Source organism: Cupriavidus sp. FW305-46 (genome assembly GCF_058787075.1).
Genome location: NZ_JBYSZI010000135.1, coordinates 1 through 1,305, shown reverse-complemented (window position 1 = coordinate 1,305; position 1,305 = coordinate 1). Strand labels below are relative to the sequence as shown.

General features: G+C 67.6%; 2 protein-coding genes. Both read right to left on the bottom strand.

Annotation, left to right across the window (positions count from 1 at the left end; all coding sequences use genetic code 11):
* On the bottom strand, positions 1-362 hold a 362-nt coding region (locus tag AC3WON_RS31075; protein WP_492353482.1), incomplete at its 3' end, for a phage baseplate assembly protein V.
* A partial coding sequence (locus AC3WON_RS31070) for a phage baseplate assembly protein (RefSeq protein ID WP_492353481.1) occupies positions 362-1,305 on the bottom strand: 944 nt, incomplete at its 5' end. The genes AC3WON_RS31070 and AC3WON_RS31075, both read right to left, overlap by 1 nt.

Sequence of the window (1,305 nt, the reverse complement as noted above, 5' to 3'; positions counted from 1 at the left end):
CCGTCGACCACGATCCCCGTGCGCGTGAGATGCACCTTCTGGCCCTGGTCGTCATAGAGCGCCACCTCCCCGGCTGAGAGTCCGACCAGGCGATAGCGACGGTCGTCGACCGCGATCACCAGACCGTGGTCGCGGTTGCCGCCGACGAACACCACCACGCCCTCGGCGCCAGCGAAGGGCACGCTGGTGAAGCCGTACTGCTGGACCCGCTCGACGTCATCGTGTGTTTCATCGGCCAGCGCCTGCACCTGGACACGCTGCAGCTTGCCGGCGTCGGTGATGGCGCGCAGCACGCAACGACCGACCATGAGCCCCACCTTGTTCCTGACCGGCTCCAGCATCGTCTGGATGGCTTCTAGCATCACCACTTCTCCATTTTTCCGCCCGACGCGCCTGCCCCGGCGGCACCCGCCGGCGGCTGTGGCAGTTCGGGCAACTCCTCGAAGGCCTTCGGACTGGTGAGCTCCAGCGTGCAGCGGCTGCCCGCCTCGTCGAGGTTGAACTCCACCGCGGCCAGCAACCAGTCCTCGTCGATGCGCGCCCACGGGTCCCGCACGCGGACCAGGCCGTTGATGCGCCAGATGTCGCCATCGTCTGCACTCGGATACCAGCCCTGCACGGTGGCCTTGTAGGTGCGCGACTTGGCCTCGCGGTTGCTGGCCTCCCACTCGGCGCGCTGCTTGACGCGCCGCGCATCGGCCTGGGCCTCCGCCACGATGATCAGCGGCCGGTACCGGGTGATCTCGCTGTTTCCAGTCCGAGTCCCGCCGCTGCCGCGGCTCACCGTGTGCTTGGGGCTGATCCAGTTTTCGAACTTGCCGCCAGCGCTGTCCGCGTCTTGCATCGAGGCCTGACCCTTCACGGTGATCTCGGAGAACAGGTTGGCCTGCGAATGCTCGTACTCAGCCGCCAGGATGTTGACGCCGAGCTCGAGCGGCGTGGAGATCGTCCCCGCGCGCCCTGCACGCGTGAGCAGCAACCCGCCCTCCGCATCGGAAACCAGCAGCACGCCCTCGTTCTTCGCCAGGCGCTGCAGGATCCGGAACACGCTCTCGGAGTTCTGGCACGCAGCCTTGGGCAAGGCACCGCCCACGCGCGCGGACTTCGGTGGCGTGCCCTTCTTGCCGGCCTTCTTCTGCGAGACGGTCAGTTTCTTCTCGTCGACCGTCTCGTCGTACACCGTGATGCCGAACGGCTTGCACAGCGTGTCGGCGAGCTGCTTGAACGTCATGCCGGAGAAGGCCTGCGACGGCGCCGAGCAGTCCACCAGGTCCCCGGTGCGATCGCGCCCCGTGACCCGGATGG